Annotated in this window: 25 protein-coding genes, 1 tRNA gene and 1 riboswitch; of the genes, 17 read left to right on the plus strand and 9 right to left on the minus strand. The window is 71.9% G+C overall.

Features of this window, described 5'->3' with window-relative positions:
* Positions 1 to 33: 33 nt before the first annotated feature.
* The gene (locus V3C34_RS17705) at positions 34 to 492 is read right to left on the minus strand and encodes a MarR family winged helix-turn-helix transcriptional regulator (protein ID WP_428832201.1); all 459 of its coding nucleotides are present in this window, start codon (positions 490 to 492) and stop codon (positions 34 to 36) included.
* 61 nt (positions 493 to 553) lie between these two features.
* Between V3C34_RS17705 and V3C34_RS03875 the strand changes: the two genes are divergently transcribed.
* The 4 genes from V3C34_RS03875 (at position 554) to V3C34_RS03890 (ending at position 4,542) form a co-directional block, all read left to right on the plus strand.
* The gene (locus tag V3C34_RS03875) at positions 554 to 1,627 is read left to right on the plus strand and encodes a substrate-binding domain-containing protein (RefSeq protein WP_346008134.1); all 1,074 of its coding nucleotides are present in this window, start codon (positions 554 to 556) and stop codon (positions 1,625 to 1,627) included.
* 371 nt (positions 1,628 to 1,998) lie between these two features.
* Positions 1,999 to 2,071 (plus strand) — tRNA-Lys (locus V3C34_RS03880).
* A gap of 24 nt (positions 2,072 to 2,095) precedes the next feature.
* Positions 2,096 to 3,295: a MarP family serine protease gene (locus V3C34_RS03885; RefSeq protein WP_338538923.1), complete on the plus strand. Its 1,200-nt coding sequence runs from the start codon at positions 2,096 to 2,098 to the stop codon at positions 3,293 to 3,295.
* Positions 3,292 to 4,542 (plus strand): MFS transporter, encoded by a 1,251-nt coding sequence (locus V3C34_RS03890; protein WP_346008135.1) that lies wholly within the window; start codon positions 3,292 to 3,294, stop codon positions 4,540 to 4,542. Before V3C34_RS03885 ends, V3C34_RS03890 begins: the two co-directional genes overlap by 4 nt.
* Here the strand turns inward: V3C34_RS03890 and V3C34_RS03895 are convergent.
* Positions 4,517 to 6,211, minus strand: a complete 1,695-nt coding sequence (locus tag V3C34_RS03895) for a S8 family peptidase (RefSeq protein ID WP_346008136.1) — start codon at positions 6,209 to 6,211, stop codon at positions 4,517 to 4,519. The genes V3C34_RS03890 and V3C34_RS03895 overlap by 26 nt on opposite strands.
* A gap of 60 nt (positions 6,212 to 6,271) precedes the next feature.
* A riboswitch (cobalamin riboswitch) is annotated at positions 6,272 to 6,460 on the plus strand.
* Positions 6,461 to 6,504: 44 nt separating this feature from the next.
* Between V3C34_RS03895 and V3C34_RS03900 the strand changes: the two genes are divergently transcribed.
* From V3C34_RS03900 to pstB, 9 genes are all read left to right on the plus strand, one after another.
* Positions 6,505 to 7,563, plus strand: coding sequence for an iron ABC transporter permease (locus V3C34_RS03900; RefSeq protein WP_346008137.1), 1,059 nt, complete (start codon positions 6,505 to 6,507; stop codon positions 7,561 to 7,563).
* Positions 7,560 to 8,363, plus strand: a complete 804-nt coding sequence (locus V3C34_RS03905) for an ABC transporter ATP-binding protein (RefSeq protein WP_346008138.1) — start codon at positions 7,560 to 7,562, stop codon at positions 8,361 to 8,363. Before V3C34_RS03900 ends, V3C34_RS03905 begins: the two co-directional genes overlap by 4 nt.
* On the plus strand, positions 8,360 to 9,406 hold the full coding sequence (locus tag V3C34_RS03910; protein WP_338538917.1) for an ABC transporter substrate-binding protein: 1,047 nt from the start codon (positions 8,360 to 8,362) through the stop codon (positions 9,404 to 9,406). Before V3C34_RS03905 ends, V3C34_RS03910 begins: the two co-directional genes overlap by 4 nt.
* 14 nt (positions 9,407 to 9,420) lie before the next feature.
* Positions 9,421 to 10,143, plus strand: a complete 723-nt coding sequence (locus tag V3C34_RS03915) for an enoyl-CoA hydratase/isomerase family protein (protein WP_346008139.1) — start codon at positions 9,421 to 9,423, stop codon at positions 10,141 to 10,143.
* Between the two features lie 3 nt (positions 10,144 to 10,146).
* On the plus strand, positions 10,147 to 10,749 hold the full coding sequence (locus V3C34_RS03920; RefSeq protein ID WP_346008140.1) for a hypothetical protein: 603 nt from the start codon (positions 10,147 to 10,149) through the stop codon (positions 10,747 to 10,749).
* A gap of 196 nt (positions 10,750 to 10,945) precedes the next feature.
* Positions 10,946 to 12,061, plus strand: coding sequence for a phosphate ABC transporter substrate-binding protein PstS (gene pstS / locus V3C34_RS03925; RefSeq protein WP_346008141.1), 1,116 nt, complete (start codon positions 10,946 to 10,948; stop codon positions 12,059 to 12,061).
* 116 nt (positions 12,062 to 12,177) lie between these two features.
* Positions 12,178 to 13,131: a phosphate ABC transporter permease subunit PstC gene (gene pstC / locus V3C34_RS03930; RefSeq protein ID WP_346008142.1), complete on the plus strand. Its 954-nt coding sequence runs from the start codon at positions 12,178 to 12,180 to the stop codon at positions 13,129 to 13,131.
* Complete coding sequence (gene pstA, locus V3C34_RS03935; RefSeq protein WP_068326967.1) at positions 13,131 to 14,192, plus strand: phosphate ABC transporter permease PstA; 1,062 nt, start codon at positions 13,131 to 13,133, stop codon at positions 14,190 to 14,192. Before pstC ends, pstA begins: the two co-directional genes overlap by 1 nt.
* A gap of 24 nt (positions 14,193 to 14,216) precedes the next feature.
* Positions 14,217 to 14,996, plus strand: coding sequence for a phosphate ABC transporter ATP-binding protein PstB (gene pstB, locus V3C34_RS03940; protein WP_068326964.1), 780 nt, complete (start codon positions 14,217 to 14,219; stop codon positions 14,994 to 14,996).
* 99 nt (positions 14,997 to 15,095) lie between these two features.
* On the opposite strand, the gene V3C34_RS03945 is transcribed toward pstB, so the two are convergent.
* The 6 genes from V3C34_RS03945 to V3C34_RS03970 form a co-directional block, all read right to left on the minus strand.
* Complete coding sequence (locus V3C34_RS03945) at positions 15,096 to 16,097, minus strand: inorganic phosphate transporter (RefSeq protein WP_281178006.1); 1,002 nt, start codon at positions 16,095 to 16,097, stop codon at positions 15,096 to 15,098.
* Positions 16,098 to 16,102: 5 nt separating this feature from the next.
* A complete protein-coding gene (locus V3C34_RS03950; RefSeq protein ID WP_068424363.1) occupies positions 16,103 to 16,729 on the minus strand; it encodes a DUF47 domain-containing protein in 627 nt (208 codons plus the stop codon).
* A 241-nt stretch (positions 16,730 to 16,970) separates the two neighbouring features.
* Positions 16,971 to 17,927 carry an NUDIX hydrolase gene (locus V3C34_RS03955; RefSeq protein WP_346008143.1) on the minus strand — a complete coding sequence of 319 codons (957 nt, stop codon included), beginning with the start codon at positions 17,925 to 17,927 and terminating at the stop codon, positions 16,971 to 16,973.
* A 2-nt stretch (positions 17,928 to 17,929) separates the two neighbouring features.
* Positions 17,930 to 20,206: an RNA degradosome polyphosphate kinase gene (locus V3C34_RS03960; protein ID WP_346008144.1), complete on the minus strand. Its 2,277-nt coding sequence runs from the start codon at positions 20,204 to 20,206 to the stop codon at positions 17,930 to 17,932.
* A 5-nt stretch (positions 20,207 to 20,211) separates the two neighbouring features.
* On the minus strand, positions 20,212 to 21,099 hold the full coding sequence (gene mshD, locus V3C34_RS03965) for a mycothiol synthase (protein WP_346008145.1): 888 nt from the start codon (positions 21,097 to 21,099) through the stop codon (positions 20,212 to 20,214).
* The gene (locus V3C34_RS03970) at positions 21,096 to 21,800 is read right to left on the minus strand and encodes a response regulator transcription factor (RefSeq protein WP_346008146.1); all 705 of its coding nucleotides are present in this window, start codon (positions 21,798 to 21,800) and stop codon (positions 21,096 to 21,098) included. The genes mshD and V3C34_RS03970 overlap by 4 nt, the downstream gene beginning before the upstream one ends.
* A 40-nt stretch (positions 21,801 to 21,840) precedes the next feature.
* On the opposite strand from V3C34_RS03970, the gene V3C34_RS03975 reads away from it, so the two are divergent.
* Positions 21,841 to 22,683 carry a hypothetical protein gene (locus V3C34_RS03975; protein ID WP_346008147.1) on the plus strand — a complete coding sequence of 281 codons (843 nt, stop codon included), beginning with the start codon at positions 21,841 to 21,843 and terminating at the stop codon, positions 22,681 to 22,683.
* A gap of 18 nt (positions 22,684 to 22,701) precedes the next feature.
* Positions 22,702 to 23,196 (plus strand): FABP family protein, encoded by a 495-nt coding sequence (locus tag V3C34_RS03980; protein ID WP_068326943.1) that lies wholly within the window; start codon positions 22,702 to 22,704, stop codon positions 23,194 to 23,196.
* 116 nt (positions 23,197 to 23,312) lie between these two features.
* On the opposite strand, the gene V3C34_RS03985 is transcribed toward V3C34_RS03980, so the two are convergent.
* Complete coding sequence (locus V3C34_RS03985) at positions 23,313 to 24,326, minus strand: LCP family protein (RefSeq protein WP_068424374.1); 1,014 nt, start codon at positions 24,324 to 24,326, stop codon at positions 23,313 to 23,315.
* Between the two features lie 55 nt (positions 24,327 to 24,381).
* On the opposite strand from V3C34_RS03985, the gene V3C34_RS03990 reads away from it, so the two are divergent.
* Both V3C34_RS03990 and V3C34_RS03995 read left to right on the plus strand, forming a co-directional pair.
* Complete coding sequence (locus V3C34_RS03990) at positions 24,382 to 24,813, plus strand: Fur family transcriptional regulator (RefSeq protein WP_068326939.1); 432 nt, start codon at positions 24,382 to 24,384, stop codon at positions 24,811 to 24,813.
* Positions 24,810 to 25,829, plus strand: a complete 1,020-nt coding sequence (locus V3C34_RS03995) for a folate-binding protein (protein ID WP_346008148.1) — start codon at positions 24,810 to 24,812, stop codon at positions 25,827 to 25,829. The genes V3C34_RS03990 and V3C34_RS03995 overlap by 4 nt, the downstream gene beginning before the upstream one ends.
* Positions 25,830 to 25,856: the final 27 nt, after the last annotated feature.

Raw genomic sequence — 25,856 nt, forward strand, 5'->3', positions numbered from 1 at the left:
GGTGGCACCAAAGTACTTCCATGTGGAAATAAGTCAAGAGATTTTGGCAAGCAGCGCCGCCAGTGTCGCGGCCTCCCAGTCGGCGAGGGCGCCTAGCTTGGGCTCCAACGCCTCCGAGATCCGAGACGCAGCCTGACCGTGCCAGACGCGCCCGCGCTCGGTCACGCCGACCAGAACTCGGCGACGGTCCAAGCCATCGAGGGTCCGGTGGACCAACGCACGGTCAACCAAGCCATCGACGATCCGTGTCAGACTCGCCGCAGGTATGCCCAACGACGAACTGAGTTCACTCATCGTGCGCCCCTCGCTCCCTCGCGCCAAGGCGTTGACGACCTGCCACTGCGGTACTCCCAAGCCCTTCTCTGTCAGGGCGGAGGCTATTGACCTCTGGAGCGTCCCCGAGAGGCTCAGGACACGACTGGCCAGTTCGTCGGGAGGCAGCAGGCCGCCTCCTGACGAATTGCCCTTGACGACATCGCGCTTCCCCTGCATACTCGCCAACTATTCCATATGAGAGCGTCGCCCCCCAATCGTCGACCCCTTCGGAGGCCACATGGAGCCCCTCCGGATCGGTCTTGCCATCCCCCTTCAGGGGCCAGCGGGCATTTTTGGCCCATCATGCGAGGCTGCGGCTGCACTGGCGGTCGCCCAGCTCAACGAGCGCTCCGGGATCCTTGGCAGGCACGTTGAGCTCGACGTGGTGGACGCCGGAGCTCCGATAGAAACCTTCTGCGACCTCACGACGAAGAAGGTCCGTTCGGGCGAGCTGCACGCCGTTGTGGGCTGGCACATCTCGTCGGTTCGTCAGCACATGGCCCCGGTCCTCGCTCACCATGACGTCCCCTACGTTTACACCTCCCTGCATGAAGGGGCTGGCCAAGAGGAGGTTCTGTGCTCGGGCGAGACACCAGCCCTGCAGGTCCTGCCCGGCCTGCGATGGCTGAGGGAGCAGATGGGTATCCGGCGGTGGGCCGTCGTGGGCGCCGACTACGTGTGGCCCCGCCGCACCATGGGCGCCATCCGGCACTTCGCCTCTCTTGCTGGCATCGAGATCGTCCACGAGGAGACGGTGGCCTACGGCAACCGTGACTTCCGGGCAGTCTTGGGCCGCATAGCCGAAACACACGCGGAGGGGGTGGTCATGCTCCTCGTCGGACGAGACGCGGTGCTCTTCAACCGTCAGTTCGGGACCCAAGGACTGCACGAGCGGCTGCTGCGGTTCACGCCGCTGATGGAGGAAAACATGCTCCTCGCGTCCGGGGCGACCGCCACCCGCAATCTCTTCGTCGCGGCCGCGTACTTCAACACGCTCGCAACCGCTTCCGCACTCAACTTCGGGGGTTCGTACGCCGCTCGCTTCGGCTCGGCGGCGCCAGCACTGAACAACGCCGGGGAATCCTGCTACGAAGGTATTCTCGCGCTGGCTGCCTGCGCCGATGCGGCCGCCAGCCCGAACGCGAAGGCGATGCTGGCGAGGGTGGCGGACGCCGGGGTGACGTACGAAGGTCCGCGCGGGACCGTCCGGATCGGGCGGGGCGAATCTCAGCAGGCGGTGCACATCGCCAGCGCCGATGACAACGAGTTCACCGTCTTGGGGGCCCTGCCAGGTCGACCTCTCGCCGGCTGATGGTGGGAGGCGCATGTGCACGACCTGCCGCCCTCGTGGGACGGTTCATGACGAAGCAGCCACCAAGGGTCGCTGTTCTTGTCGTGACGTGTTCCAGTCGTCATGGCGCAGTTACGGGCGCGGTCGCTGGCAGCGGTCTACTCCCGAGACGAGACAGAGCCTCGATTGAGCGAGGCCTGGATCTTCGCACCGTGGACGGTATGAACTCTGAGACCCGTCCCGACCCCTTGCACTCCGCCGACCTCCGCCATCTGTCTCCCCGAGCGCGGGACGAGCGGTCCGGTTCGGCCTGTAGCCTCCCCTCGGGGGTTTCCTGCCCGATTCTTCCCAGCTTTTCCGCACCAAAGTTCCAACTAAACTCCCCATCCCCCGGGCCTCTAGCTCAACGGTCAGAGCTGCGGACTTTTAATCCGTAGGTTGTGGGTTCGAATCCCACGGGGCCCACCCACCACGACAGGAGCGTGAGGCGTGACGGCAGGCGTCGCCCTGGACCTCGTCCTCGTCCTGGCGCTCGCCCTGCACGCCGTCGCGATGTACCGGGTCGGGCTGGTCACCAGCGCCTTGTCCGTCCTCGGGTTGCTCGCCGGGGGCCTGCTCGCCCTGTGGGGGCTGCCCGGTGTCATCGACCGGCTGGGCCCCGTGGCCGACGACCCCCTGCTGCGCACCCTGGCCATGGTCGTCGGGGTCGTCGTCGTGGCCGGCCTCGGGCAGCAGCTCGGCGGGCTGCTCGGCGTGAGCCTGCGAGGGCTCGTCCGGCTGCGCCTCGCCCGCCATCTCGACTCGGTGCTCGGCGCGGCCGGTGCGCTCGTCGTGGGCGCGGTCCTCGTCTGGCTCGCGGCCGGCGCCGTGGTCGCTGCCCTGCCCGCGCCACCGGAGGCGATCACCTCCTCGCGGGTCGTCCAGGGCATCGACCGGGTCATGCCCGCCGGCGCCGACAAGGTCATGAGCAACGCCTACCGCTCGCTCGGGCCGGACGGCCTCCCCCGGGTCTTCACCGGCGTCGGCGCCGAGCCGATCATGCCGGTCGACCCGCCGTCGGCGGACGTCGTCCGGGGGCGGGGGATCGAGGCGGCTGCGGCCTCCGTGGTCAGGGTCGCCGGGCAGGCCGAGTGCGGCCGCGGGCAGACGGGCAGCGGCTGGGTCGCCGCGCCGGGCCGCATCGTCACCAACGCGCACGTCGTCGCCGGAGTCGACCACCCCTCCGTGCAGGTCGGCGGTACCGGCCCGGCCCATGACGCGACCGTCGTGGCCTTCGACCCCCGACGCGATGTCGCGGTCCTCGCCGTCCCGGGACTGGACGCCCCCGCGCTGCCGACCGGCCCGGCGCCGTCGCGCGGGGACGACGTCGTCGTCGCCGGGTTCCCGCTCGGCGGCCCCTACGACCTCGAGCCCGGCCGGGTGCGCTCCTCCCTCGAGGCGCGCGGCGCCGGCATCGACGGCAGCACCGGTGTCGTCCGTGACATCTACTCCGTCAACGTCCTGGTCGAGCACGGCAACTCGGGCGGCCCCCTGCTCACGCCTGCCGGGCAGGTCGTCGGGACGGTCTTCGCCACGTCCCGGACGCATGACCGCACCGGCTACGTCCTCACCCTCGACGAGACCCGATCGGTCATCGCGCAGGGCACGCGGTCGACCACAGCGGTCCCGACCGGGGCGTGCGTGTCGTGACCGACCTCGACCTCCACCTCGAGCGGGAGCGGGTCCAGCGCCGCACGCTGCGCGTCGTCGTCGCGAGCCAGGTGCTCGGCGGCGCCGGCCTGGCCGCCGGCATCGCGGTCGGGGCGCTGCTCGCCGAGGACATGCTCGGGTCGGAGGGACTGTCCGGCCTGCCGACGGCCCTGTTCACCCTCGGGTCCGCGCTCGCCGCCTTCCTCGTCGGGCGCTCGAGCCAGCGGCTCGGCCGCCGGGTCGGGCTCGGTCTCGGCTTCGCCGCCGGAGGGCTCGGCGCCGCCGGGGTCGTCCTCGCCGCGGTCATCGACAGCGTGCCCCTGCTCTTCGTCACCCTCTTCGTCTACGGCGCGGGCACGGCGACCAACCTGCAGGCCCGCTACGCCGGGACCGACCTCGCCCCTCCCGAGGGTCGCGGGCGCGCCGTCAGCGTCGCCATGGTCTCGACGACCTTCGGCGCCGTCGCCGGGCCCAACCTCATCGAACCCATGGGCAGCCTCGCCGCCGGCATCGGGATCCCCGTGCTCGCCGGGCCCTTCCTGCTGTCGGCGGTCGCCTACCTCGCCGCCGGCGCCGTCCTGCTGCTCCTCCTGCGCCCCGACCCCTACCTCCTCGCCCGGCGCATCGAGGCGGCGAGCGCGGTGGACGACGCGGCCGGGCCGGTGGTCGTGCCGCGGCCGGGCGTCGGGGCGTGGGTCGGGGCCGCGGTCATGGTCCTCACCCAGGTCGCCATGGTCGCGATCATGACGATGACCCCGGTGCACATGCGCGCCCACGACCACGGGATGGGCGCCGTCGGGCTCGTCATCAGCCTGCACGTCGCGGCGATGTTCCTCCCTTCGCTCGTCACGGGGGCGCTCGTCGACCGCGTCGGCCGCACCCAGATGGCGGTCGCGGCCGGCGTGACCCTGCTCGCCGCCGGCCTCGTCGCCGCCGTCGCGCCGACCGACTCGCTCGGGCTGCTCGTCCTGGCGCTCGTGCTCCTCGGGCTGGGCTGGAACTTCGGCCTGATCTCCGGCACCGCCCTCGTCGTCGATGCCACCGTCCCCGCCAACCGGCCGGGCACCCAGGGCACGATCGACGTGACGATCGCCCTCTCCGGCGCCGGCAGCGGCGTCATGTCCGGTGTCGTCATGGCCTCGACGAGCTACGCCGCCCTCGCCCTCGCCGGCGGCCTGCTCGCGCTCCTCCTGGTCCCCGTCCTGCTGTGGGCGAAGGGGGTCAGCGCACCGCCCGTCCCGCGTTGACGACGCCCTCGCCGAAGATGCCGTTGCGCTGGGTCGTGCCGACGCAGCGGACGCTCCCTTCGTCCGGGGGGCACGGCGCATCCGTGGCGCTCTGCTCCAGCTTCGCCGCGACGTCGGCAGGGGCCATCCGGTCGCCGTGGGCGCTGATGACCAGCGCGGCGACGCCCGAGGCGTGAGGGGAGGCCATCGACGTGCCCTGCAACCAGGTGTAGAGACCGCAGCGGCCGTCGGGGTCGGGATCGGTGTCGCCGATGCCCCCCGGGCAGCCGCGCACGACGCGCCGCGCACCCTCCTCGGTCACCCGCCCCCGGTCGTCGATGGCGCCCTCCGCGAGGGCGAGGCGGCGCGGCATCGCGGACAGCACGCCGCCCATGCCGTCGGTCTCCTCGCCGCCGGGTGCGGCCACGTCGACCTGGTCGCGGTCGAGCACGGAGGTCCAGTTGGAGAAGGTCGAGCGCTGCCCGTCCTCGTCGACGGAGGCGACACCGATGACGTGCTCTCCGTCGAGGGGGAGGCGCTCGCAGCGCTGCGGGTCGACGCGCCGGGATCGGGTCTCGCCACCGTAGTTGGGGCTCGTGTCGTCGCGGCGGGCGGCGCCGACGTCGCTGGACTCGTTGCCGGCCGAGCTGATGAGCGTCACGCCGGCCTCGTGGGTGAGGTCGTGGGCGCGGTGCATGAGCTCGATCGCCACGTCCTGGGCGTCGGCCTGCTCCGGGGTGTCGCCGGGGGCGCCGCCCCGGCAGGCGAGCAGCCACGGGTCGACGTAGAAGCTCATGTTGACCACGTCGAGGCGCTGGTCGGCCGCGTGCGTGAGCGCGTTGACCGTGGGGCCGAGGAAGAACATCCCCGAGTCCTGACCGGCGCGCAGGTCCACGAGGGTGGCGCCGGGCGCGACCCCGGTGACGCCGAGGTCGTTGGCCGCGGCGGCGATGGTCCCCGCGACGTGTGTGCCGTGGCCGTTGTCGTCGGTGCCGACGGGATCGACGCAGCCCTTGCTCTCGCACCGCCCGTCGAGGTCGACGATGTCGGCGACGAAGCTCTCGGACAGCTGCGTGTCGAGCACCGGTGCGAGGTCGGGGTGCGTGGCGTCGACGCCGGTGTCCATGACGCCGACGCGCACCTCGCGCCGCCCCTGCGTCACCTGGTGCGCGCCGCTCCCGTCGATCGTCTCCATGCCCCAGAGGAACCCGTCGAGCGGGTCGCCGCCCTCCGGCGCCGCGGGGGGCGAAGGGAGGTCCCGCGCGGGTGTGGTGTCGCCGGGCGTCGGCTCGGCGGGCGGCTCGGGCGTCCACCCGGCCTGTCGGTCGGTGACGGCCGCGCCGACCCCCTCGATCGCCTCGGCGCGCTCGGCGACGTCGTCGTCCTCGCTGCGCAGCGTGACCATGCCGACCGCGGAGTTGGTCGAGGTGAGGTCGAAGCCGTCGGCCTCGAGCGCGTCGGCGACCTGCGTGGTGTCGCCGGGCTCGTCGACGAGGACGACCCAGTCACGGCCCTGCGCCGGTGGGTCGAAGAGCTCGAAGGAGGACTGCGCCCGCGTGCTCGACGGCGTGCTGGAGCTGCTCGTGGGGTCGCCGTCGTCGGAGGAGCCCTCGAGGAGCGAGCAGCCGCTCGCCGCCAGGGCCAGCGTCGCGGCGCCCGCCGCCATGGCCGTCCACCTGCGTCGCTGCACGTCGTCCCCCTTCGTCCCTGCCGGAGGCAGCAGTCTGTCAGAGGCGTCGTCACGGCCCACCGAGCGTGGCGTAGGGTCGGCCCCGAGTCAGACGCACATCCGTGCAGAGGGAATCCGGTGCAAATCCGGAGCTGTCGCGCAGCGGTGAGGGTGACTGACGAGGCACTGTCCACTGGACCCACGTGGTCCGGGAAGGAGCCCCGTCGGGACGAACCCGAGTCCGAAAACCTGCTGGCTCGCTCGTCATCCGACCGGGCCTCGCGATCTGGGCCCCCGATGCACCTGGAGCCCTCGTGTCCCATGACCGCCCCGGCGGCCGCCGCGTCCCTGTCGTGCCGCTGTTCGCCACCCTCACCGGCGTGACCCTCGTCAGCGCCGTCGTCTCGCTCGCCCTGGGCTCGGAGCCGCTGCGCGTCGGTGGTGTCGTGGACGTCCTGCGGGCCCGGCTCACGGGGGTCCACGGACCCGACCCCACGTACGACACGATCGTCTGGGAGCTGCGCGCCCCGCGCATCGTCCTGGGCATGGTCGTGGGCGCGGGCCTGGCCGTGGCCGGCGCGTGCATGCAGACCCTCGTGCGCAACCCGCTCGCCGACCCCTACCTCCTCGGTGTCTCCTCGGGTGCGGGCGTCGGCGCGACCCTCGTCATCGTGCTCGGGGTGCTCAGCGGGTTCGGGGTGTGGGCGCTCTCGCTCGGCGCCCTCGCGGGCGCGTTGGTGGCGACGGCCCTCGTCCTCGGGGTCTCGCTGTGGCAGGGCGGGATCACCCCCCTTCGCCTCGTGCTGACGGGCGTGGTGATGTCTGCCGCCTTCTCCTCGGTCTCGAGCTTCCTCGTCTTCTTCAGCGCCGACCCGCGGGCGACGCAGTCGGTGCTCTTCTGGCTGCTCGGCAGCCTGTCCGGGTCCGTGTGGGACCAGGTGCTGCCGTCCGTGCTCGTCGTGGCCATCGGGCTGGTCGTGCTCCTGGCGCTGCACGCCTGGCTCGACGCGCTCGCCGCCGGGGGCGACGTCGCCGCCGCGCTCGGGGTGCCGGTGCGGGCACTGCGGACCGGGCTCTTCGTCCTGACCTCCGTGCTCGTCGGCGTCCTCGTCGCGGTCTCCGGCGGCATCGGGTTCGTCGGTCTCGTGGTGCCGCACCTGGCGCGCCTCCTCGTCGGCGCGCTCCACCGCAACGTCCTGCCGGTCGCCGCGGTGGGGGGCGCGCTCCTCATGCTCTGGGTCGACGTCGCCGCCCGGGTCGTCGTGCGCCCGCAGGAGATCCCGCTGAGCGTCGTCACGGGCCTCGTCGGGGCGCCGATCTTCCTGCTCCTCCTCGGCCGTCGTCACTACACCCACTCCGGGGGCGGCGCATGAGCCACCTCAGCTGCCACGGCCTCGCCTGCGCGGTCGGCGGCCGCACGGTCGTCACGGACGTCGACCTGAGCGTCGCGAAGGGGGAGATGCTCGCCCTCGTCGGCCGCAACGGCAGCGGCAAGTCCACGCTCGTCCGCACCCTCGTCGGGCTGCTCCCCGCCGTCGCCGGGACCGTCCACGTCGACGGCACCGACCTGCGTGGCCTCACCCCGCGCCGGCGCGCCAGCCGCCTCGCGTACGTCGGCCAGGAGGAGGGCCCGCCCGAGGACCTGCTCGTCGGTGAGATGGTCGCCCTGGGTCGCGTCCCGCACCGTGCACCGTGGTCGGTCGGGGCGAAGGGGGAGCACCACCTCGTCCTCGATGCCCTCACCGCCGTCGGGCTGGCGCACGAGGTCGACCGGCCCTGCCAGCACCTGTCCGGCGGCGAGCGCCGCCGCGCGATGCTCGCCCGCGGACTCGCCCAGGGCACCGACCTGCTGGTCCTCGACGAGCCGACCAACCACCTCGACATCCACCACCAGGTCCAGCTGCTCGACACCGTCCGTGGGCTCGGGCGCACGGTCCTCGCGGCCGTGCACGACCTGTCCCTCGCGGTCTCGCACTTCGACCGGGTGGCCGTGCTCCACGAGGGCCGGCTGCACGCGGTGGGGGAGCCGACCGAGGTGCTCACCCCACAGCTCGTCCGCGAGGTCTTCGGGGTCGAGGCCGTCCAGCTCACCGACCCGGCCACCGGTCGGGTCCACCTCTCCCTCGGCCCGGGCGCCCTGCCCGTGGCCGCCGACCGGAAGGCGCTCGCATGACCTCCCTTCGTCCGGCCCGCGCCGCCGCGGGCGTCCTCCTCGCCGGGACCCTGCTCGCCGCCTGCGGGAGCTCCGAGACCCGTGACGTCCCGCGCCCGGCCGAGGTGACGCTCGACAACTGCGGCACGGAGGCGAGCTTCCCCTCGCCGGCGCAGCGGATGTACGTCGCGGGCGACGGCAACCTGCTCGCGATGGTGCTCTCCCTCGGCGCGCAGGACCAGGTCGCCGGGGTGAGCGGCCTCGACGGCTCGCGGCGGGCGCTGTCGACGGCCTACGGTGCCGATGTCGTGGACGGGCTGCCGGTCGCGACCAAGGACTACCCGAGCATGGAGAACGTCATCGCCAGACGGCCCGACGTCATGCTCGCCGGCTGGAGCTACGGGTACTCCGAGGACAGCCGGCTCACCCCCGACCTCCTGCGTGAGCGGGGAGTCGCCGGGTACGTCCTGTCGGAGAGCTGCCGCCGGGCGGACGGCCGCCGCGGGACGATGCCCCCGTGGGAGGCGCTCGAGGCCGACCTCGACAACCTCGGCGCGATCACCGGTCGCGAGGACGAGGCGAAGGGGGTCACCGCCGACATCTCCCGCCGGCTGGCCGCGCTCGAGGAGGCCCCGCAGGCGACGGAGGCACCGACGGTCTTCCTCTTCGACTCCGGCACCCAGCAGATCTTCACCTCCGGCGCCTACGGGGCGCCGCAGGCGATCATCGAGGCCGCCGGGGGGCGCAATGCCACCGCGGGCATCAAGGACACGTGGACCGAGGTGTCGTGGGAGGAGCTGGTCAGCTCGCGCCCGGACTACATCGCCTTCGTCGACTACGCCGGGCAGAGCTACGAGGACAAGGTGCGGGTCCTCGAGTCCAACCCGGCCACCCGCGACCTGCCCGCCGTCACGGAGGAGCGCTACCTCAACCTGCCGATCTCGGCGTGGACGAGCAGCCCGCTCAACATCGACGCGGCGGAGTCGCTGCGGCGCGGGCTCGAGGAGCACGACCTCGTGCCGGCGAGCCCCATCGAGCCCGAGCACGACCTGGCGGTGCGGTGACTATGGTGGATCGCGTGGGAGTCACGTACACGGCATCAGAGCGTCTGGCACGCATCGTCCTCGACCGGCCCGAGGCCGGCAACGCCCTCGACCTGGCGATGGCCCGGCAGCTGCGCGACCGGCTCGAGCGCGCCCTCGGCGACCCCTATGTCGACATCATCGTCCTGACCGCCAACGGGCCCGACTTCTGCGTCGGCTCCGACACGACGGAGGCCGAGCAGGCCGACGACCCGACCACCGCGGTCTTCGAGCTGGCGGCGGCCCTCGAGGAGCTCTTCGCGATGCTCAACTCCTCGAGCAAGCTCGTCCTCGTCGGCGTCCACGGTCGGGCGATGGGCTCCGGCCTCGGCCTCGTGCTCGCCGGCGACCTCGCCTTCTGCAGCAACGACGCGAGCTTCCGCGTCTCGCCGCAGGGTGGGACCGGGGCACCCGACCCGGGGCTGGCCTGGCTGCTTCCCCGCGCCATCGGGCAGCAGCGCGCCCTGGCCTTCGGGCTCGGAGGCCGCACCCTCGACGCATCGACGGCCGACGACTGGGGCATCGCCGAGCTCGCCCCGGACGGGGACGTGCCTGCGGCGCTCAAGGACGCCGCCGACAACCTCGGCGGCAAGCACCTGTGGGCCAACTCGGAGATGCGGCGCCTGCTGCACGCGTCGTGGGAGACCTCGCGCACCGAGCTCTCGCAGTCCGAGGCCGTGACCCTCGTGCGCGCCCTGCTCATGCGCAACAAGGGCTGAGCGATGTCCGAGCCGGGCAAGCCCCGGCGTCCGCTCCACTTCGGGCCGGACGCCATGGAGGCGCACGGCGGCACCCTGCCCGACCCCGCCGAGACGGCCGAGGCCGCGCACGCCGCCGCGCGCACCGTGGTCGACGCCGGTCGTGGCGATGCCTCCCTGGCCACGACCGACCGGCTCGTGCGCCTCGTCGACGACCTGGGCATCGACACCCTCGCCCAGCTGTGGGCCGGCCGCCCCGCCCGCAGCCTGCCGGGCGCGCTGTGGCGGGTCTACGTCCTGCGCACCTGGATCCAGCGCGCCCCCGAGGTCGCTGCCCGCGAGTACGGGGCCGGGCTGGCGGTCGCGGAGGTGAGCCACGCGATCGCCGGTGTGGTCGACCCGCCGCGTGCGGGCGAGGTGCGCGAGCTGTCCGACCGCATCCTCTCCGGCGTGTTCGACGGCGACCTCGCCGTGGCGCTGGAGCGCGCCGCGGCCTTCTGCCGGGTGGTCGCGACCGGCAGGGCCCACCTCGAGGACGGCGACCTCGTCGCGGCCGCGTCGATGGTGACGACCGCCGAGGACCTCGAGGCGTGCGCGCGGTTGTGGCGGCGCGACGCGCTGCACTGATCGGCTGCATATCCCGGGATCGGCCGGCGCGCGACTCCAGCGGGCACTGTGCAGATGTGGTTCACCAACTGTTCACCGTTTGCGAGCCGACCGGACACCGGGGCTACCTACCTTCGGGACGTACGACCACGGCGGTCGCGGCGGGCTGCCCTCGTCGCGCGTCCGTGTCCCACCCCTCCAGAGAGGTTCGACAGACGTGATTCGCTCCACCCGCAGCCGCAAGGTCCTGACCGCCACCGCTGCTCTTGCACTCTCGTTCTCGATGGCCGCGTGTGGCGCGGGCAACGAGGGCGGCAACGACTCCTCCGGCTCCAGCGAGGGCGAAGGCTCCTCCGCCGCCGGCTCGATCAAGGGCGCCGGCGCCAGCTCCATGGAGAAGGCCCAGAACGAGTGGATCGCCAAGTTCACCGAGGAGGCCCCCGACGCCACCGTCGAGTACGCCCCCGACGGCTCCGGCACCGGCCGTGAGAAGTTCATCAACGGCGCCGTGGACTTCGCCGGCACCGACTCGGCCATGGACGACGAGGAGATGGCCTCCGCCAAGGACAAGGGCTGCACCGGCGAGACCATCCAGTTCCCGGTCTACGTCTCGCCGATCGCCGTCGCCTACAACCTCAAGGGCGTCGACAGCCTCAACCTCAGCGCCGACGTCATCGCCGACATCTTCTCCGGCAAGATCAAGACGTGGGACGACCCGGCGATCGCCAAGGAGAACGAGGGCGTCGAGCTCCCCGACACCAAGATCACCCCGGTCAACCGCTCGGACGAGTCCGGCACCTCGAAGAACTTCTCCTCGTACCTGGCCGAGGCCGCCCCGGAGAACTGGAAGCACGAGCCCGAGGACGTCTGGCCCATCAAGGGTGGCGAGGCCGCCAAGGGCACGTCCGGTGTCGTCGACACCATCGGCGCGGGCGAGGGCAACATCGGCTACGCCGACGCCTCGCAGATCGGTGACCTCAAGGCCGCCAAGATCAAGGCCGGCAAGGAGTACATCGAGTACAGCCCCGAGGCCGCCGCCAAGATCCTCGAGAGCGCCAAGCGCGTCGACGAGGCGAGCAAGACCAACTACGCCGTCAAGCTCGACCGCGGCAACGCGGGCGAGGGTGTCTACCCGGTCGTCCTGGTCTCCTACGCCGTCGCCTGCACGGACTACGAGGACCCCGAGGTCGCGGGCACCGTCAAGTCCTACCTCGAGTACGCCGTGTCCGAGGACGGCCAGGCGGCCGCCTCCGAGGCGGCCGGTTCGGCCCCGCTGAGCGAGACCGCGTCCAAGAACGCCACCGACGCGCTGGGCCAGATCAAGACCGACTGACTAGCGTGACCCCAGGGTCGTCTCCGATCGGCCCTGTGGCTGCTGAGCAGTCACAGGGCCGATCGGTCTGTCGCCCCCACGTCTCACCCTCCCCCTGAAGGAAGCAGCAGGAGCTCGTGACCAGCACCTCCGTGGACCAGAACTCGTCCAGCCTGACGTCAGGCCGGCGCTATGGGGACAGCATCTTCAGTGCGCTGTCCTTCTCCGCCGGCATCGCGATCCTCGCCGTCCTCGTCGGCGTCACGGCCTTCCTGTTCTTCGGCGCCAAGGACGCGATCGTCGCCGACCCGAGCGAGGTCCGCGGTGGCAACGGCCTGATCAGCTACGTCGGGCCACTGATCTTCGGCACCCTGCTCTCATCGGTCATCGCCCTGCTCATCGCACTGCCGCTGTCGGTCGGCATCGCGCTCTTCATCAGCCACTACGCGCCGCGGCGGCTCGCCGCGGGCCTGGGCTACGTCGTCGACCTCCTCGCGGCCGTGCCCTCGATCATCTTCGGCCTGTGGGGCATGCAGATCGCCGGCAGCGCCGTGCCGGTCTTCGAGTTCCTCTTCGACCAGCTGGGGTTCATCCCGCTCTTCTCCGGTGAGTCCGTCACCACCACCGGCCGCACGATGCTCATGATCGGCATCGTCCTGGCGATCATGATCCTGCCGATCATGACGGCCGTGAACCGCGAGGTCTTCCTCCAGACCCCGCGCCTGCACGAGGAGGCCTCGTTGGCCCTGGGTGCCACCCGCTGGGAGATGATCCGCCAGACGGTCATCCCCTTCGGCAAGTCCGGCGTCATCTCCGGTGCCATGCTCGGCCTCGGCCGCGCGCTCGGCGAGACGATGGCCGTCGCGATCATCCTCTCGGCGAGCGGCGGCGGTTACTCCTGGGAGCTGCTCACGTCGAACACGCCGGGCACCATCGCCGGTGACATCGCGCTGAACTTCCCCGAGTCCTTCGGTGTCGAGCGCAGCACCCTCTTCGTCTCGGGTCTCGCCCTCTTCGTCGTCACCTTCCTCGTCAACATGTTCGCCCGGTGGATCATCTCCCGCCGTTCCGAGTTCTCAGGAGCCAACTGATGACCACGACGACCCACGACGACGTCCACGCAGAGGGGCGCCTGGAGCAGCCCGTGCGCTGGGCGATCCTCGGCGGCTCGGCCGTCGCGGCCATCGCGCTCATGGCGGTCCTCGGGGCGCTCAACCCGCTGAGCGTCGTCCTCGTCGGCGCGCTCGTCTACTGCGTCGTCATCTACGTCGCGGCCCGGGCCGTCGAGGGTCCGCGGCACGCGACCGACCGGCTCGTCACCGGCGTCGTGACGACGACCTTCCTGCTGGCGATGATCCCGCTGCTGTCGGTGATCTGGACGATCCTGTCCAAGGGCCTCGACCGTCTCGACGTCGAGTTCTTCACCTTCTCCATGCGTGGCGTCGGTTCCGGCGAGATCGGTGGTGCGTACCACGCGATCATCGGCACGCTCATCACCACGGGCATCGCGACCCTCATCTCGGTGCCGATCGGGCTGTTCGCCGCGATCTACCTCACCGAGTACGGCAACAAGAGCCTCATCTCCCGGGGCCTGACCTTCTTCGTCGACGTCATGACGGGCATCCCGTCGATCGTCGCCGGACTGTTCGCGATCGGCCTGTTCACCTGGCTGCTCCAGGACGTCGCCTACCAGGCCGGCATCGTCGGTGCCGTCGCGCTCTCCGTGCTGATGATCCCGACCGTCGTGCGCTCGAGCGAGGAGATGCTGCGCCTGGTCCCCAACGAGCTGCGCGAGGCGAGCTACGCCCTGGGCGTCTCGAAGTGGCTGACGATCGTCAAGGTCGTCCTGCCGACGGCCGTCGCCGGCCTGGCCACGGGCATCACCCTGGCCATCGCCCGCGTCATGGGCGAGACCGCCCCGCTCCTCATCACCATGGGCGCGGCCAAGGCCGTGAACTTCAATCCCTTCGAGGGGTCGATGTCCGCGCTGCCGCTCTTCGCCTACAGCTCGTACGCGAACCCCGGCACCAACAAGGAGGACAGCCTGGCCGCCGCGTGGACCGCGGCCCTGGTCCTCATGGCGATCGTCATGCTGCTCAACGTCGTGGCCCGCCTCATCTCCAAGTTCTTCGCCCCCAAGACCGGTCGCTGACGGCCACCAGATAAGGATCCCACCGTGTCCAAGCGCATCGACGTCAAGAACCTCGACATCTACTACGGCGACTTCCTCGCCGTGAAGGACGTGTCCGTCACCATCGAGCCCCGCTCGGTGACCGCCCTCATCGGTCCCTCGGGCTGTGGCAAGTCGACCTTCCTCCGCTCGCTCAACCGGATGCACGAGGTCATCCCGGGTGCCCACGTCGACGGCGAGGTCATCGTCGACGGGGAGAACCTCTACGCCAAGGGCGTCGACCCGGTCATGGTCCGCCGCAAGGTCGGCATGGTCTTCCAGAAGCCCAACCCCTTCCCGACGATGTCGATCAAGGAGAACGTCCTCGCGGGCGTCAAGCTCAACAACAAGCGCATCAAGCGATCGGACGCCGATGCGCTCGTGGAGTCCAGCCTGCGCGGCGCCAACCTGTGGAACGAGGTCAAGGACCGCCTCGACAAGCCCGGCTCCGGCCTGTCCGGCGGCCAGCAGCAGCGACTGTGCATCGCCCGCACCATCGCGGTCCGGCCCGAGGTCGTCCTCATGGACGAGCCCTGCTCGGCGCTCGACCCCATCTCCACGCTCGCGATCGAGGACCTGATCACCGAGCTCAAGGAGAACTACACGATCGTCATCGTGACGCACAACATGCAGCAGGCCGCGCGCGTGTCCGACCGGACCGGCTTCTTCAACATCGAGGGCACCGGCAAGCCGGGGCAGCTCGTCGAGTTCGACGACACGCAGAAGATCTTCAACAACCCGGGCCAGAAGGCGACCGAGGACTACATCTCCGGCCGCTTCGGGTGAGCGACCTCCCCTTCGTCACGAGGGGGAACGGCGACGGCCGGCGGATCCGACAGGGGGGATCCGCCGGCCGTTCGTCGTCTCCTCGCCCGGGTGGCGGGCTCAGACGCCGAACGCGCGGCTGAGCACCCACATGCACACGGCGGCCAGGGCTCCCGCGCCCGGGAAGGTGAAGATCCAGGCGCCGACGATGTTCTTGGCGACCCCCCACCGGACGGCCTTGAGGGACTTCGTCGCCCCGACGCCCATGATGGCCGAGGTGATCGCGTGGGTCGTCGAGATCGGTGCCCGGAGCATCGTCGCGACGTAGAGGATCGACGCCGCGGTGACCTCGGCGGCGAAGCCCTGCGGCGGGTCGAGGTGGATGATGCCGCGCCCGAGCGTGCGCATGATGCGCCACCCGCCGGCGTAGGTGCCGAGGGAGATGACGACGGCCGACATGACGAGGACCCACAGGGGGATGCTGTGGTCGCCGCCCGGCTGGTAGCCGGCGACGGTGAGGGCGAGGACGACGACTCCGGCCGTCTTGGCCGCGTCCTGCATGCCGTGGCCGAAGGCCATCGCGGCCGCCGAGGCGGTCTGGGCCATGCGGAAGCCGCGCTTGGTGCGCCCGGGGTTCGCGTCGTGGAAGATCCGCAGGATCACCTTCATGACGCAGAAGCCGAGGATGACGCCGACGACGGGTGAGATGAGCATCGGGATGATGACCTTCTCGAGGATGCCGGCCCACTTCACCGTGGCACCGGCTGCCAGCGCCGCGCCGCCGAGGCCGCCGATGAGGGCATGCGACGAGGACGAGGGGAGTCCGAACCACCAGGTGAGCAGGTTCCAGCCGATGGCGCCGAGCAGCGCCGCACCGCACAGGACGAGACCGAGGTGCCCGTCGGGGGCGTCGATGATGCCGTTGCCGACCGTCTCGGCGACCTTGGCGCCGAAGAAGGCGCCGAAGAGGTTGGCCACGGCCGCCATGGCGAGCGCGGCCCGCGGCGTGAGGGCCCGCGTCGAGACCGACGTCGCGATCGCGTTGGCGGCGTCGTGGAAACCGTTGGTGTAGTTGAAGCCCATCGCCAGGAGGGTGACGAGCGCGACGGGGAGCCACTCCACGAGGGTCAGGACTCCTTGATGGCGATGGTCTCGACCCGGTGGGCGACGGTCTCGAAGGCGTCGGCCGCCTGCTCGAGCCGCTCGATGATGTCCTTGTGCTTGATCACCTCGATGGGGTCGGTGACCGCGCCGCCGAAGAGGTCGCGCAGCAGCGTGCGGTGGATGACATCGCCCTCGTTCTCCAGGCGGTTGATCTCCACCCAGTACTCGGGCAGTTCCTTCATCGTGGCCAGCCGCGGCATGGTCTCGGCCGTGAGCGCGGCCATCCGCGTGATGACCTCGAGCTGCCGCGTGACGTCGGGCATGAGGCCGTCCATGCGGTAGAGCACGACCATCTGACCGACCTGCTCCAGGGCGTCGGTGCAGTCGTCGAGGGAGGCTGCGAGCTCGACGATGTCACCGTGGTCGAAGGGGGTGACGAAGCTCGAGTTGACCTTGTGGATGATGGCGTGGGTCGCCTCGTCCGCCTCGTGCTCGATGTCCTTGAGCCGAGGGAGGATCACCTCGCGCCCGGCGGCGTCGGAGGCCAGCAGCTCGGTGAGGACCTCTGCGGCGGCGACGGCCTGGTGGGCGCTGTCGGCGAGGAGCTGGAAGAACGCGTCGTCCCGGGAGGACGGTCGGAAGAAGCCCACGGGCGTCAGACTCCGGTTCGTGAGGGTGGAAGGTCGCCCCCAGCGTAGGACCGATCTGTCACGTGCGCGTCATCGGCCGTTCATCCAGACGGACGAGGAGTGCACCGGGTCGGGAAGCGCCTCACGGCGCACGGCCGCTCGTGGCGGCGAATTTTGGGACCCGGGGCTACCGCGACCCGGTGCACTGCCCAAGGGTAACCGCGACGGGCGCCCTCGTGTTCCCGGGCGGGACGAAGGGGGCTCAGCCGCGGTCGAGCGGGTGGTGCCGCTCCGCGGCGATGATCCGGGCCTGCGGCCCGGTGCCGACGACGTGCGCGATGAGCGCCTCGCCCTTGGCCAGTCCCTGCGCGAGGACGTCGTCGATGACCGAGCGGGCGACGAGTCCCGGGGCGAAGGTGGGGTCGACCCGTTCGCGCAGCAGGCCCACGAGGTCCGGGAGCACCGGCCCGTGGCTGCACAGCGCCGCCGGCACCCCGCGCTCGAGGAGGTGGTCCAGGTGGTGCGCCGCGCGGCTCGGGTCCTGCGCGTGCCCCTCCTCGGAGAGGCCGGGCTTGAGCCGCAGCCTGCCGCCCGTCGCGGTGGCGTAGGGGGCGAGGGTCTCGCTCGCCCGGGTCGAGGGGCTGCTCACGAGCCGCTCGATGCCGAACCCGGCGAGCAGCGGCACGAGGTCTGCGGCCTGCTCGCGCCCGTGGTCGTCGAGCGGGCGCAGCCAGTCGCTGTCGTCCCAGGAGGACCGGGGGCGGGCCTTGGCATGCCGGAGCAGCGCGAGCGGCCACGTCGAGAGGTTGCCCGCGGCGTCCGCGGCGATGATGGCCTCGACCTGCGCACGGTCGCGGCCGTAGGTCAGCCGGTCCCGGGCCCCGGTGGCCTCGAGCCAGGCGACCTCGTCGACCTCGTGGACGAGCCCGCCGTCACCGCCGGTGACCTCGGCGGCCCAGTAGCGCACCTCCTTGACCGCGGGTGCGCCACCGGAGACGACCGTGTACGTCGTCGTCGGCAGCGGGTGGCCGAGCCGGACGCGCAGGCCGGTCTCCTCGAGCGTCTCCCGCGCCGCGGCGACGGGGAAGGTCTCGCCCGGGTCGAGCTTGCCCTTGGCCCACGACCAGTCGTCGTAGCGCGGCCGGTGGACGAGGGCCAGCTCCAGCTGCCCACGACGACGCCGCCACGGCAGGGTCCCCGCGGCCAGGACGGTGGCCATCCTCAGCGCCGCGCCTTGCGGCGACGCCGGGCGTGCTGGGCGATCAGGGCGGCCTGGATGTCGGGCAGGGGGGTGCTGTCGGCGGCGAGGTGCACGCGGCGCCAGCGGCCGTCACCGTCGAGGGACCAGTGCGCGTAGTCGCCGGACATGCCCCGCTCGACGAGGTCGAAGACCTGCTCGACGTGACGCTCCTCCTTGATCCGCACGAGCGCCTCGACACGGCGGTCGAGGTTGCGGTGCATGAGGTCGGCCGAGCCGATCCACGCCTCGCGGTCGGGGCCGGTGCCGAAGAGGAAGATCCGCGAGTGCTCGAGGAACCGGCCGAGGACGGAGTGCACGGTGATGTTCTCGCTGAGGCCGACGACGCCGGGTCGGATCGCGCAGATCCCGCGGACCCAGATGTCGACGCGCACGCCGGCGCCGCTCGCCCGGTAGAGCGCGTCGATCGTCTTCTCGTCGACGAGCGAGTTGACCTTGAAGGCGACGTAGCCGTCACCGGTGCGCCCCTGGCGCTGGATCTCCCGCTCGATCCGCTCGAGCAGCCCGTCGCGGATGCTGCGCGGGGCGACGAGCAGCCGCTTGAACTTGCTGCGCGGTGCGAGCCCGGACAGCTGGTTGAACAACCGGGTGAGGTCCTGGCCGACCTCCGGGTCGGAGGTGAGCAGGCCGAAGTCCTCGTAGAGCCGCGCGGTCTTGGGGTTGTAGTTGCCGGTGCCGACGTGGCAGTACCGCTTGACGCCGTCGGGCTCCTGCCGGACGACGAGCGCCAGCTTGCAGTGGGTCTTCAGCCCGACGATGCCGTAGACGACGTGCACGCCGGCGTGCTCGAGCTTGCGCGCCCACTCGATGTTGTTCTGCTCGTCGAAGCGGGCCTTGATCTCGACGACGGCGAGCACCTGCTTGCCGGCCTCGGCGGCGTCGATGAGCGCGTCGACGACGGGGCTGTCACCGCTCGTGCGGTAGAGCGTCTGCTTGATCGCAAGGACCTGCGGGTCGGCGGCGGCCTGCTCGATGAAGGCCTGCACCGACGTCGAGAAGGAGTCGTAGGGGTGCTGCAGCAGGACGTCCTGCTTGGCGATGCGGCCGATGAGGTTGGCGGCCTTGGAGGACTCGGCGGGGGCGAGGTCGGCGTTGGTCCGGGCGACGAAGGGGGGGTAGTGCAGGTCGGTCCGGTCGATGTCGGCGATCTCGTTGAGACCGCGCAGGTCGAGCGGGGCGGGGAGGCGGTAGACCTCGTCCTCGGTGACCCCGAGCTCGCGGGAGAGCAGCTCCATGACGTGGTCGTCGAGGTCCTCCTCGACCTCCAGGCGCACCGGCGGACCGAAGCGGCGTCGGGTCAGCTCCCTCTCGAGGGCGGCGAGCAGGTTCTCGGCGTCGTCCTCCTCGACCTCGAGGTCCTCGTTGCGGGTGACCCGGAAGGAGTAGTGCTCGTGGACCTCCATGCCCGGGAAGAGCTGGTCGAGGTGGGCGGCGATGACGTCCTCGAGCGGGACGAAGCGGGCCTCGAAGAGGTCAGCGGTCACTGACGCCCGGGCGCGGCGCACCTTGAGGAAGCGGGGGAGCGAGGGCGGCATCTTGATGCGCGCGAAGTGCTCCTTGCCCGTCTTGGGGTTGATGAGGATCACGGCGAGGTTGAGCGAGAGCCCCGAGATGTACGGGAAGGGGTGCGCCGGGTCGACCGCGAGCGGCGTGAGCACGGGGTAGATCTCGTCGCTGAAGAGCTCGCCCAGGCGCTCCTGCTCGGACGCCTCGACCTCGCTCCAGCGCACGATGCTGATGCCCTCCTCCACGAGGGCCGGGCGCACGCTCTCGTCGAAGATGCGGGTCTGCATGCGTGTCAGGTCGTGCGCGATCCGCGAGATCTGCTCGAGCACCTCGCGCGGCTCGAGGCCGGAGGGGCTGCGCACCGCGATGCCGGTGGCGATGCGGCGCTTGAGCCCGGCCACGCGGACCATGAAGAACTCGTCGAGGTTGCTCGTGAAGATCGCGAGGAAGCGGGCGCGCTCGAGCAGCGGGACCTGCTCGTCCGCCGCGAGCTGGAGCACCCGCTCGTTGAACTGCAGCCAGCTGATCTCCCGGTCGAGGTACCGGTCGACGGGCAGGTCGAGGGCGTCGACGGTGTCCGGGTCCTCATCGTTGACCACCCGGACGAACCGGCCGTTGGAGCCCCGGGGCCGCAGCTCCGGGGTGGCGCCGGGGGAGGACGAGGTGATCGAGACGTCGCCGGTCGTCGGCCGCGGGGCGACCGCGGGGCGGGGTTGGGGGGAGGAGTCCGGCATGGCCGTCATCCTGCCACTGCGGTGTGAACCTCACGTGAATACATGACGTGCAGGGCGCTGCGGGTGAAACCGGCCCGTTCGTAGGTCGCCAGGGCGGGTGCGTTGTCGCCCTCGACGTACAGCTCGACCTCGCGCACGCCCCGTCGCGCGAGGTGCGCCAGGCCCAGGCGGGTGAGCGGTCCGGCGAGCCCGCGGCCGTGGTGGTCGGGGCGGATGCCGACGACGTAGACCTCGCCGACGTCGCCGTCGGGCGGGTCGACCTTGGTCCAGTGGAAGCCGATGATCTCGCCCGCCTCCTCGAGCAGGACGAGCCCGTCGGCGTCGAACCACGGCTGGGCCATGCGCTCCTGCAGGCCGGCGGTGTCGAGCGCCCCCTGCTCGGGGTGGTCGGCGAAGGCGGCGGCGTTGACGGCGAGCAGCTCCTCGTCGTCGGCCCCGGGCACGAAGGCGCGGTGCCGGACGCCGTCGGGCAGTGGCGGGTCCTGCTCGTCGCCGGGCTGCACGGGCCGGGCGAGGACGAGCAGCTCGCGCACGACGGCCAGGCCGAGCGAGGCGGCGAGAGCAGCGGCGCCGGGCAGGTTGCCGTGCGCCCACGGGCGCGCGTCCGGGCGACGCTCGAGGGCGGCGGTCAGGAGGGCGGTCCCGACCCCCTTCGCCCGCTCCTTCGGGGCCACGAAGGCCTCGACGGACCCGTCCGCGGCGATCGCCGCGTATCCGAGCACCCGGTCCCCGTCGGTCGCGAGGAGGTGCTCGCCCTCCCGCGGCAGGCCGAGGAGGAAGGCCTCGCTCAGCGGGGCCGTGCCGTCGGCGGTCGTCGCGGACCGGGCGAGGGCCCGGACCTGCTCCACGTGGTCCGGCTCGAGCCGGACGAAGGGAGTCACCGTCACCTTCACGAGATCACCTCTGCCTCTGCGTCGTCGTCCGGCTCCCGGGTGGGGACGAAGCGGTAGCCGACATTGCGCACGGTACCGATGAGTTGCTCGTGCTCGGCGCCGAGCTTGGCCCGCAGCCGGCGCACGTGCACGTCGACCGTGCGCGTGCCGCCGTAGTAGTCGTAGCCCCAGACCTCCTGCAGCAGCTGGGCGCGGGTGAAGACCCGGCCCGGGTGCTGGGCGAGGTGCTTGAGCAGCTCGAACTCCTTGTACGTGAGATCGAGCAGGCGCGACCCGAGCCGGGCGGAGTAGCTCGCCTCGTCGATGACCAGGTCGCCGGCGACGATCCGCTCGTCCGCCTCGTCCTCGTCCTCGGTGCGCGTCATCGCCAGGCGCAACCGGGCCTCGACCTCGGCCGGGCCGGCGCGGTCGAGGAGGATGTCGTCGACCGCCCACTCGGCGTTGACCGCGGTGAGCCCGCCCTCGGTGAGGATCGCGATGACCGGCATCGTCGTCCCGCTCACTCGCAGCACCCGGCACAGGGAGCGCGCCTGGGCGAGCTCGATGCGCGCGTCGACGAGGACGACGTCGACGCTCGGGGCATCGATGACCGCGGAGGCCTGCGCCGGCAGCGTGCGCACCTGGTGCCCGAGCAGGCCCAGCGCCGGCAGCACCTCGGCGCTCGGCGCCAGGTCGTCCGTGAGGAGCAGGAGTCGGGCCATCGGCCTCAGAATATGCGGCGGGGGCCGATACCCTCGCCACGTGACCACCCCCGTGCCCGCCGAGCCACAGACCCGCGCCGCGCGCCGGCAGACGCTGCGCGCCGGGACCCGCCCCGCGGACGCAGGAGCCCCGGTCGCCCGTCCCCGCCCCGTCGTGGCGGCCGCCACCGTCGTCACCGGGCTCCTCCTGTCAGCGGCTGCCGCGTCGGGGGAGCACCTCCTGTGGGTCGGGGTCCTCGTCGTCGCCGGTCTGGTCGTGGCGGTCGGCTGGCCGCGGCTGGTCGGGTCGCGCAGCCCCGGGGGTGCCGCGGTCGTCCTGGCCGTCACCGCCGTCGCGCTCGGTGTCGCGCTCGGCCTGCGGGACGCCGAGCCCTTCCTCGAGCACGTGCCCGCCGCGCTGGCCACCGGCATCATCGCCATGTGCCTGCACCCGCTCGTGCAGGCCTCCGCCCGGGTGGACCTCGCGCGCGCGCTCACGGGGACGGGGCTGGGCGTGCTCATCATCGGTGGCTCGGGCCTGATGCTCAGCACGACCTTCGCCGGTGACTCGGGTCCGCCCGTCGTCGTCGGCATCAGCGTGGCGGTCGCCGCGCTGGCGGACCTGGGGCTCGAGCGCCGCCGCACGAGCGCCTGGATGCTCCCGGTCGCGATGCTCGTCGGCGCGGTCGTCGGCGTGCTCGCCCACCTCGTGCTCGCGGGCGAGGTCGCCGCCTGGCCGGCGCTGCTCGGTGTGACGGCCAGCGGCACGGCGGTCGCCCTGCGGCGGGTGCTCGCGCAGCAGCCGGCCATCGACACCCTGCCCGGTGCGGCCGCAGCCGGCGTCAGCTCGGTCCTCGTCGTCGCGCCCCTGGTCCACCTCGTGGCCCGCCTGCCCCTCGGCTGACCCCTCTACGATGGGCGCGTGTTCACCCTCGACCCCACGATCCACCCGGACATCGCCCCCCTCGCCTGGCTCGTCGGCCGCTGGGAGGGTGCCGGTGTCCTCGGCTACCCGACGATCGAGTCGGCCCACTTCGGCCAGGAGGTCGTCGTCACCCACGACGGGCGGCCCTTCCTGAGGTGGGAGAGCCAGTCGTGGATCCTCGACGAGGAGGGCAACAAGCTGCGCCCCTCCGGCACCGAGCTCGGCTTCTGGCGTCCCGGGGGCGAAGGGGAGGCGGAGCTGCTCCTCGTGCACCCCACGGGCATCGTGGAGATGTACTACGGGACCGTGGAGCCCGGCCGCATCCACCTGCAGACCGACGGGGTCATCCGCAGCCCCCACGCCAAGGAGTACTCCGCGGCCAAGCGCATGTACGGCCTCGTGCAGTCCAACCTCATGTGGGTCATGGACATGGCCGCCATGGGCCAGCCCCTGACGAGCCACCTCTCGGCGGAGCTCAAGCGCATCGAGTGACCGCCGTGACCCCGCATTCCCCTAGTGCAATGCGCCAGGACCCTGCATTCCCCTAAGGCAATGCGCCAGGACGCTGCATTCCCCTAGGGCAATGCAGGGTCCTGGCGTCCCGCGGGCTACGGCTGGTAGCTCTCCATGCGGTCGGTGCGCAGGGCGTCGCTCAGCTCGCTCATGCCCTGCTCGTCGAGGACGTCGATCGACCCGCCGTCGGGCGCCGTGCCGTAGCCGCTGAAGGGCGCGGTGACGAAGTGGATGTCGCTCCCGCGCACCGAGCGCATCTTGACGGCCTCGCTGCGGATCTTGCCGCCGGTGAGCGAGTTGTCGACGACCGTGTTGGACGTGCCCGCGTCGATCACCGCGTTGAGCTTGCCCGGGTTGAGCAGCACGCCCGGGGTGAGCGTCTTGGCCATGATCCCCTTGAGCCAGGCCTGCTGGCGCTGGCCGCGGGAGATGTCCCCCTCGGCGAGGGTCTTGCGCTCGCGCACGTAGAGCAGGGCGCGCTCGCCGTCCAGGTCGACCGAGCCTCGGGGGAACTGCGGGCTGGGCTGGGAGTTGTTGACCGTGACGCCCCCGAGGGCGTCGGTGAGGTTCTTGAACCCCTCGAAGTCGGTCTTGGCGACGTGGTCGACCTTCACGCCGACGAGGTCCTGGATCGTGCGGACGAGCAGCGGGGACTGGCCGTAGGCGTAGGCCGCGTTGATCTTGTCCTCGCCGCGGCCGGGGATCGGCACGTAGAGGTCACGGGGGAAGTGGATGATCCAGACCTGGCCGCGGTCCTGGTCCACGTGGACCAGCTGGATCACGTCGGCACGGCTCGCGGTCTCGCCGGGGCGCGCGTCGGACCCGATGAGCAGGTAGTTGGTGCCCTCGTCGGCGACGAGCTTCTTGCCCTTGCTCGTCGTGGTCTGCCCCGCCGCGCTGCCGAGCAGCGCCTCGTGCTTGAGGTTGCGGTCGACCTTGCTCGAGAGGAACCAGCCGTACCCGCCGACGCCGACGACGACGAGCAGCAGGAGGGCCAGCACCGACACGACGATGCGTCGGCCGCGTCCCAGGCGGCGGTGCCGCCTGGGGTGCTCCCCCCCGGTCCCGTCGGCGGTCTCGTCCTGGCCGTCGTCGAACTCTTCGAGCATGGCGTCATCGTACGGGCCCGACGTCGTCGGGGCGGCCGGGTCGTAGATTGGTCCCATGGACGATCCGGGCGAGGTGCTGCGCCGCGCGGGCCTGCGGATGACCGACCAGCGTCGGCGTGTCCTCGACGTGCTCACCGTGCGGTCGCACCTCACGCCCGAGGTGATCGCGCAGGTGGTGGCCGAGGACGGGGGCCCGGCCCTGCCCCCTTCGACCATCTACCGCACGCTCGACGCGCTCGAGGGCGTCGGCCTCGTCGACCACACCCACCTCGACCACCGGGCCCCGACCTACCACCTGGCCGGGCACCACGGGCACCTCCACCTCGTCTGCCGGTCGTGCGCGCGAGTCGTCGAGGTGTCCCCGGGGCTCGCCGCGTCCATGGTCGAGCAGCTCCGCACCGAGGTCGGCTTCGTGGCCGACCCGACCCACATGGCCATCCACGGCCGGTGCGCCGAGTGCGCACGGACCCCCGAAGGAGGGGCATGACCACCTCACCACTGCTCCAGGCACCCGGCGCCGTCCCCGGCGACGGCCTCGACGCCGGCGTCGCGGCCCACTACGGCGACCCGATGCGCGAGCAACGTCTCCTCGCCGAGGGGCTCGGCGTCGTCGACCTCTCCCACCGCGGCGTCATCACGGTGACCGGGCCCGATCGCCTCTCGTGGCTGCACTCGCTCACCTCGCAGCAGCTGACCGGGCTGCCGCCGCGCACCTCTGCCGAGTCGCTCGTCCTGAGCCCCAAGGGCCACGTCGAGCACGCGCTGCACCTCGTCGACGACGGCGGGACGACGTGGATCACGGTCGAGCCCGGCACCGCGCCGGCGCTCGCGGCATGGCTCGACGGGATGCGGTTCATGCTCCGGGTCGAGGTCGCCGACGTGTCCGAGGAGTACGCCGTGCTCGGCGAGACCGTCGACCGCGAGGGCGACGAAGGGGAGCCCCCCACGTGGGTGGACCCGTGGCCCCGGGTCGTCGGGGACACCGCGACCTACGGGCCGCCGGAGGAGGAGCACCCGGGGCGGGACCGCCGCTGGCGCGAGGTGATCGTGCCCGCCGGCGAACTGTCCACCGCGGTCGGCGACCGCGAGCTCGCCGGCACCTGGGCCGCCGAGGCCCTGCGCGTCGCCGCCTGGCGCCCGCGCCTCGGTGCGGAGACCGACCACCGCACCATCGCCCACGAGGTCGACTGGCTGCGCACCGCGGTGCACCTGCACAAGGGCTGCTACCGCGGCCAGGAGACGATCGCCCGGGTGCACAACCTCGGTCGGCCGCCCCGTCGTCTGGCCTTCCTCCACCTCGACGGGTCCGGCCACACGCTCCCCGACATCGGCGCGGAAATCTCGTCGGGGGACAAGGTCGTCGGCCACATCACCTCCCGCGCGCGCCACCACGACGACGGCCCCATCGCCCTCGCCGTGCTCAAGCGCAACACCGACGCCGAGGCCGAGCTGCTCGTCGCGCCCGACATCGCCGCGGCGCAGACCGAGATCGTCCCCCGCTGACGCGGGAGGTGAGGTCGCTCACCTGTG

This window comes from Janibacter terrae (assembly GCF_039636765.1).
GTDB classification, from domain to species: domain Bacteria; phylum Actinomycetota; class Actinomycetes; order Actinomycetales; family Dermatophilaceae; genus Janibacter; species Janibacter terrae.

Bases quoted from the DNA above. Each gene is read 5' to 3' on its own strand.
- V3C34_RS17705 (WP_428832201.1), bottom strand. From the start codon at position 492: ATGCAGGGGAAGCGCGATGTCGTCAAGGGCAATTCGTCAGGAGGCGGC.
- V3C34_RS03875 (WP_346008134.1), top strand. From the start codon at position 554: ATGGAGCCCCTCCGGATCGGTCTTGCCATCCCCCTTCAGGGGCCAGCG.
- V3C34_RS03905 (WP_346008138.1), top strand. From the start codon at position 7,560: ATGAGCCACCTCAGCTGCCACGGCCTCGCCTGCGCGGTCGGCGGCCGC.
- V3C34_RS03910 (WP_338538917.1), top strand. From the start codon at position 8,360: ATGACCTCCCTTCGTCCGGCCCGCGCCGCCGCGGGCGTCCTCCTCGCC.
- V3C34_RS03920 (WP_346008140.1), top strand. From the start codon at position 10,147: ATGTCCGAGCCGGGCAAGCCCCGGCGTCCGCTCCACTTCGGGCCGGAC.
- pstA (WP_068326967.1), top strand. From the start codon at position 13,131: ATGACCACGACGACCCACGACGACGTCCACGCAGAGGGGCGCCTGGAG.
- V3C34_RS03955 (WP_346008143.1), bottom strand. From the start codon at position 17,927: ATGGCCACCGTCCTGGCCGCGGGGACCCTGCCGTGGCGGCGTCGTCGT.
- V3C34_RS03960 (WP_346008144.1), bottom strand. From the start codon at position 20,206: ATGCCGGACTCCTCCCCCCAACCCCGCCCCGCGGTCGCCCCGCGGCCG.
- V3C34_RS03970 (WP_346008146.1), bottom strand. From the start codon at position 21,800: ATGGCCCGACTCCTGCTCCTCACGGACGACCTGGCGCCGAGCGCCGAG.
- V3C34_RS03985 (WP_068424374.1), bottom strand. From the start codon at position 24,326: ATGCTCGAAGAGTTCGACGACGGCCAGGACGAGACCGCCGACGGGACC.
- V3C34_RS03990 (WP_068326939.1), top strand. From the start codon at position 24,382: ATGGACGATCCGGGCGAGGTGCTGCGCCGCGCGGGCCTGCGGATGACC.
- V3C34_RS03995 (WP_346008148.1), top strand. From the start codon at position 24,810: ATGACCACCTCACCACTGCTCCAGGCACCCGGCGCCGTCCCCGGCGAC.